At 40.7% G+C, this 5,986-nt stretch carries 5 protein-coding genes and 1 pseudogene (1 of these 6 cut by a window edge); 2 read left to right on the forward strand and 4 right to left on the reverse strand.

Annotation, left to right across the window (positions count from 1 at the left end; translation table 11 throughout):
- Window positions 1-298: 298 nt before the first annotated feature.
- The 4 genes from Q0192_RS18070 to Q0192_RS18085 form a co-directional block, all read right to left on the reverse strand.
- A complete protein-coding gene (locus Q0192_RS18070) occupies window positions 299-1,036 on the reverse strand; it encodes an SDR family oxidoreductase (RefSeq protein ID WP_299291790.1) in 738 nt (245 codons plus the stop codon).
- A gap of 77 nt (window positions 1,037-1,113) precedes the next feature.
- Window positions 1,114-2,004, reverse strand: coding sequence for a helix-turn-helix transcriptional regulator (locus Q0192_RS18075; RefSeq protein WP_299291791.1), 891 nt, complete (start codon window positions 2,002-2,004; stop codon window positions 1,114-1,116).
- Window positions 2,005-2,149: 145 nt separating this feature from the next.
- Window positions 2,150-3,070 (reverse strand): AraC family transcriptional regulator, encoded by a 921-nt coding sequence (locus Q0192_RS18080; RefSeq protein WP_299291793.1) that lies wholly within the window; start codon window positions 3,068-3,070, stop codon window positions 2,150-2,152.
- Between the two features lie 17 nt (window positions 3,071-3,087).
- Window positions 3,088-3,888: an SDR family oxidoreductase gene (locus Q0192_RS18085; RefSeq protein ID WP_299291795.1), complete on the reverse strand. Its 801-nt coding sequence runs from the start codon at window positions 3,886-3,888 to the stop codon at window positions 3,088-3,090.
- A 198-nt stretch (window positions 3,889-4,086) separates the two neighbouring features.
- Here Q0192_RS18085 and Q0192_RS18090 point away from each other — a divergent pair, with 198 nt between their 5' ends.
- Together Q0192_RS18090 and Q0192_RS18095 are read left to right on the forward strand one after the other, a co-directional pair.
- Window positions 4,087-4,671 carry a TIGR00730 family Rossman fold protein gene (locus tag Q0192_RS18090; protein ID WP_299291798.1) on the forward strand — a complete coding sequence of 195 codons (585 nt, stop codon included), beginning with the start codon at window positions 4,087-4,089 and terminating at the stop codon, window positions 4,669-4,671.
- 519 nt (window positions 4,672-5,190) lie between these two features.
- Window positions 5,191-5,986, forward strand: a pseudogene (locus Q0192_RS18095) (chemotaxis protein CheB) (it continues 2,180 nt past the right edge of the window).

Here is a 5,986-nt window from a genome sequence, read left to right on the forward strand (position 1 = left end):
AATGTATGAAAATAATTATCAAAAAGCAGTTGCTTAGATCATAGAAATCGACCCGAAGTGAGAAATCTTATTTCAACAACAAAAGTCTAATCGCTTTGAAAAGGATTTCTCCCTTCGGTGCGAAAATGACAGCGCGAAAAGAAACCTTTTCAAAATGGCATACTGTTTTTATCGGCATAAAAACAGTATGCCATCAAAAAGCACAGAAAAGAAAACTATGTTTTTTGATTAGATTTTTATGTTTCAATTATTATAAAAATAAATTAAAGCTTCAATTTCTATCTCAAAAAAATTAGCTTTAAGCCTGGGCAGTTGGGCGGATAACAATTTCGTTCACGTCAACTTCGGCTGGCTGGCTGATTGCATAAACGATAGCGCGGGCAATTGCGTCCGGTTGCAAAGCCATTTTTTCCATAGAATCAACAATTTGGGCTTTTACTTCCACGTTGGTCATAGAATCCGCAAGGTTTGTTTGAACAAAGCCCGGAGTAATAATGGTTACGCGCAATTGAGGGCCGGCTTCCTGCCTCAAACCTTCAGAAATGGCACGAACGGCGAACTTTGTACCAGAATAAACCGACATGGTTGGCGTGGTTTTCAACCCAGACGTAGAAGCCGTGTTTACAAAATGCCCGAAACCCTGCTTGCGGAAAACCGGCAGTGCGGCTGCAATCCCATACAAAACGCCTTTAATGTTTACGTCAATCATATCTTCCCAATCTTCTACTCGCAATTCCTCTAAAAGGGAAACAGGTGCAACGCCTGCATTGTTAACAAGAACGTCGAGCTTGCCATATTTATCGCAAGCTAATTTTACGAGGTTCGATAAATCTTCGCGCCTTTTTACATCCGTAACTGCGTAGGATACTTCGCCGCCTGCTTCAGAAATACGTTTTGCCAGCGCTTCTAAACGATCTAAACGGCGTGCACCAAGTACAACCTTTGCACCTTGTTCGGCAAGCATTAGCGCAGTTGCCTCACCTATCCCGCTGCTTGCGCCTGTAATGATGATTACTTTGTTTTTTACGTTTTCCATCGTTTTATTTTATAACACAAAAGTAACCTGTACACTTACTTACATGTTAAAGGAAATCAAACAAAGAATTAAGAAATTCAAACAAGCTGGTCCTGTCTTAAAGAACTGGGATTAACCCCGGTTTGCTTTTTAAATAGATTGTTGAAATAGGTTGGGTACTTATATCCGAGGCTGTAAGCAATTTCGCTAACGCTCCAATCCGAATTAAGCAGAAGTGCTTTTGCTTCACTTATGATTCGTTCATTTAAATGCTCCGTTGTTGTTTTACCTGTAGCTTTTTTTACAGCACGGTTTAAATGATTTATATGAACAGATAACTGCTTTGCATAATCAGTTGCAGTTCGTAACTTCAAAGAATATTGGGGCGAACTGATAGGAAACTGATGCTCTAATAATTCAAGAAAAAGGGATGCAATCCGTGACGAAGCATTTTGATGTTTAAAAGGGTTAATTACGGGCTGCATTTTTATCACCTCATGAAGCAAAAGGATTATATAGTTCCGCAACAATTCATACTTATAAATATAATCGGAATGGAACTCTCGCAACATATTTTGAAAAATTGTGGCAATGTGTTGCTGCTGAGTTTCATTAATAAAAAAAACAGGGTCAGCGCCAATTTTAAAGATCGGCGAATCTTGCAAAACCTTGTCCGAAACTTTCGCCCTAAAAAACCCTTCTGTAAAAAGGCAGAAAAAACCTTCCTGTTTTGGTGAAACCGGTTCCCATGCATAAGGTATTACCGGGGTCATAAATATTAGGGCTGGTTTGTTTATTTCCACACTTTTATCTGCAAAATGCAATTTACCAACCCCTAAGGCTAAAGTAACGATGTAAAAATCCCTTCTGTTATAAGGCATTGTTTTACTCGTAAATACTTTTCTTTCAAAAATTGTAAATTGGTCATTTATCCGCATAGAAGGGTTTCGGCTCGCAAAGAAATCTTTTACACTTTCGGCTTTATTCATACTATAAAACTAAATTATTGGAAAGACTTATAAAAGCCAAACGAAATACGGGTTATGAAAACCTGATGATTTTTAGGCAATAAAAGAAGCATCGGCAATAAACCAAACAGAATTTGAACGGACTGCACCGGCACCAATTTCTTCATTAATTAAACGATTGCCTGAATTCTAAAGGCGACAAGTTCGTTTTTTTCTTAAACAGTTTGTTAAACGATTGCGGATATTCAAACCCTAACCCGTAAGCTATTTCACTTACCGATAAGTTGGTGGTGGCCAAGGTTTGCTTGGCTTTTTCCATCAATTGGTTTTGGATATGTTGCTGCGCACTTTGCCCGGTTAGGCTGCGCAAGGTATCGCTTAAATATTTGGCAGACATATTTAGTTGCCCTGCCAGATAAGTTACACTGGGCAAACCTTCTGCCGCAATTTTATTGCCGTTAAAATAAGCTGTCAACAAAGTCTCCATTTTCGTCAACAAATCATTGATCGGTATTTTCCTGGTGATAAACTGGCGGTTGTAATAGCGGTTACAATAAGTCAACAGCAGCTCCAATTGAGAAACAATAACATCCTGACTAAAATTATCAATTGGCAAATAATATTCATTTGCGATGTTTTTAAAAAGGTTTTCGATTGAGGCTTCCTCTTTTTCAGAAAGGATTAGTGCTTCGTTCATAGCATAATGAAAAAAACCGTACTCCTTTATTTTTTTTCCGAGCGCGTAATTTCTGATAAAATCAGGGTGGAACGATAGCTGCCAACCACTTGGCGGCGGTTTTAAGTCCCCTTCAAAGGCGAGCAACTGTTCGGGCGCTGTAAACGACATTACGCCGCCATCAAAATCATAATGCGTTTGGCCATATTTTATTTTACAATCGCAATTTTTCTTGATGGTAACCGTATAAAAATCCATTGAAAACTTTAGGGTACTTGGATTCACAATTACCGGAAAATCTTCAAACCTGATAATACTGACCAACGGATGTTCTGGTTGTGGCAGGGATAGAAGCTGGTGCTGTTGCGCAACAGATTTGATTCGGAGGATGTTGGATGCGGCATTTTTCATGGGTAAAAACAGTATGTTTAAAGATACTTTAAATTCAATTGGCTGCGCATCTGTTTTCCAAACAAAGAAAGTGCGGTTGAATTAGGGACAAAATGAAGTATCCTTCTAAGTATTTTATTTTGTGTCCCCGAAACAACGATCGTTTTGTTTTTTTGAATTCCTTTCAATGCCGATGCTACCACTTGTTCCGGTGTTTCTAATTCTTTGCTGGAGAAACTACTTTTACGGTCGGGGCCGATTTTGGCCGCTTCAAAAAAGTTAGTTTCGGTTGCGCCAGGGCATAACAACATCACCTGGATATTAAGCAGCCGGTTTTCTTCGTGCAAGGCTTGGGTAAATGATTGAACAAAGGCTTTCGATGCTGCATAAACCGTCATATATGGAATTGGGTTGAAACCTGCCATCGAACCAACATTGATGATCTTTCCGCTTTTTCGTGCCCTCATTTGTGGCAAAAAGCGGTGCGTTAATGCTACCATGGCATCCATGTTTAGATGCATCATTTCCATAATACTTTTCAAATCGTATTCTAAAAAGTCGCCGCCCGAACCAATGCCTGCGTTGTTGATCAACCATTCAATTTCGAGCCCGCGTTTTTCGGTTTCTTCAAAAATTATTTTGTCGGCATCCGGTTTTGTTAAATCTGCAGCAATATATTGTACGTTGACGGCATGTTTGGCAGCCAATTCTTCGCACAATAGCTGAAGTTTGTTTTCCGAACGGGCAATTAATAAAAGGTTGTGTTTTTCTGCTGCGAGCCGTTTGGCAAAGGCTTCACCAATCCCACCGGAAGCGCCTGTTATCAATGTTGCTTTCATTTTTAATATTAAAATTGTTTAAAGCAAAGATTAAACAGCTTGCCTGCTAAAAAGTATCCCGATCGCTTATTGTTGTGTCCAAATAGCCATACTGTTTTTATGCCTATAAAAACAGTATGCTGTTATTTTTTCTTCGGCTTGCTCCTGATTCAATTTAAGCCTCAATAAATTTTAAATTAGCCAAAATAATTTTTAGACATGAATGCAATCTGTGTTTTCTGCGGGGCAAATTTTAACGGTGATGAAAAGCTGAAAGCAGCGATTGAGGAACTGGCCGAACTAATGGTGAACCAAAATATTTCCCTGGTTTTTGGCGGCGGAAAGGTTGGCGTAATGGGCTTGATAGCCAATGCCGTTTTGCAGCGCGGCGGAAAAGCGATTGGTGTAATCCCGGGGTTTTTAATGGACAAAGAAGTTGGCCACAAAGGACTTACCGAAATGCACGTGGTAGAAAATATGCACCAAAGGAAGCAGTTGATGAACGACCTGTGCGATGGCATCATCACGCTGCCCGGCGGTTTAGGCACGCTCGAAGAATTTTTTGAAACATTAACCTGGCTGCAATTGGGCCTTCACCATAAACCCATCGGTTTGCTTAACATCAACGGTTTTTATGATTTTTTGCTGAAGCAGATGGACGTGATGGTGGAAAACCGCTTTTTGAAACCAGCCAACCGAAAACTCGTTTTAAGCAGCAATAATCCGCAGGAACTACTAAAACTGATGCAAAACTTTAAAGCCAAGCCGGAGGAAGTTTGGTTTAAAGACCAAAACCTCAGCTAAAAAGAGGTGGTAAAAGAAGCATCACCGGCAAAAACACAAAGCATCCCGGGCGGGGAGCCCGGGATGCTTTAACCAATTAAAAACCTAACAGGAGAGAATTACTGTTTTGTACGTTACAAAAATTACAAAGTTTCAATTATTTTTGCGCAGAAGTTAAAACCTGTTTTTTTGCCTGAACAAATTTTTTCTACACTTTCCCGTACCAAAAATCAATTAATTTGATTTACTAATGTATCTTTCCGAAGGATAAACTACCTATGCTTTGTTTGTCTCTTACTGTTTTAATTAATGCTGCTCAAAAGCTGTTTAACTTCATCTCAAGAAAAAACCGGATGCTTCTTTTAGCACTATAAATTTGGTGTTGCCCTTTTGCTGCCGCCTACAGAAAGCAAATGGCCACACTGATTTTTAGGCGATAAAAGAAGCATCGCCAGTAATTTAAACAAAAATTAAACAGCTTTTAAGGTTTCAAAAAAAACAGGACACTTAAAATTTATAAGATTTGCACCAAGGACTTTTATGGAAAACGATTCGTTGCGCACAGATGAAAATACAGCCCAAGACCAAGAACCTACAGCAATAAAAAAACGTGTGCCGGCCGTTCGTTCCGGCCATACGCGGCCTTTTCCTATTGTGGCCATCGGCGGTTCGGCCGGCGCTTTTAGTGCTTTCGAGAAATTTTTTACGCACCTACCGGCCGATAGCGGGATGGCTTTTGTGCTGATTATGCACTTAGACCCCAATTACGCCAGCAATTTGGCCGAACTGATCCAGGCTTTTACGCCGATGCCGGTAATGGAGGCCGAAGATGGCGCGCAGGTGAAGCCAGATATGGTTTATGTGATCCCGCCGGACAAAGACATGGGCATCCACAACTGTAAACTGCTGCTTTTAAACCCAGACAAAGCACATGGTTTGCGTATGCCGATTGATTATTTTTTGCAAAGCCTGGCCGAAGACCAATGGAACCGCGCTGTTGGCATCATTTTTTCCGGAATGGGATCAGACGGGGAAACGGGTTTGCGCCTCATCAAAGAAAAACTGGGCATGGCGCTGGTGCAGGACCCGGAAACCGCGCAGTACGACAGTATGCCCAAAACAGCCATTGCCACCAATTTGGTTGATTATGTTTTGGCACCGGAGGAAATGCCGGTCAAACTGATCCAATACCTTAACCACCCGGCATTGAGCGAAGAACCAGTGGAACAGGTAAAATCAGAAATACGCGATTCCAACTCTATCCAAAAAATACTGATGCTGCTGCGTACGCGCACCGGCCATGATTTTTCTCACTACAAAACCAATACCATTACCC

Source organism: uncultured Mucilaginibacter sp., assembly GCF_937859865.1.
In the GTDB taxonomy this organism is placed as follows: Bacteria; Bacteroidota; Bacteroidia; order Sphingobacteriales; family Sphingobacteriaceae; genus Mucilaginibacter_A.

Bases quoted from the DNA above. Each gene is read 5' to 3' on its own strand.
- Q0192_RS18070 (WP_299291790.1), bottom strand. From the start codon at position 1,036: ATGGAAAACGTAAAAAACAAAGTAATCATCATTACAGGCGCAAGCAGC.
- Q0192_RS18075 (WP_299291791.1), bottom strand. From the start codon at position 2,004: ATGAATAAAGCCGAAAGTGTAAAAGATTTCTTTGCGAGCCGAAACCCT.
- Q0192_RS18080 (WP_299291793.1), bottom strand. From the start codon at position 3,070: ATGAAAAATGCCGCATCCAACATCCTCCGAATCAAATCTGTTGCGCAA.
- Q0192_RS18085 (WP_299291795.1), bottom strand. From the start codon at position 3,888: ATGAAAGCAACATTGATAACAGGCGCTTCCGGTGGGATTGGTGAAGCC.
- Q0192_RS18090 (WP_299291798.1), top strand. From the start codon at position 4,087: ATGAATGCAATCTGTGTTTTCTGCGGGGCAAATTTTAACGGTGATGAA.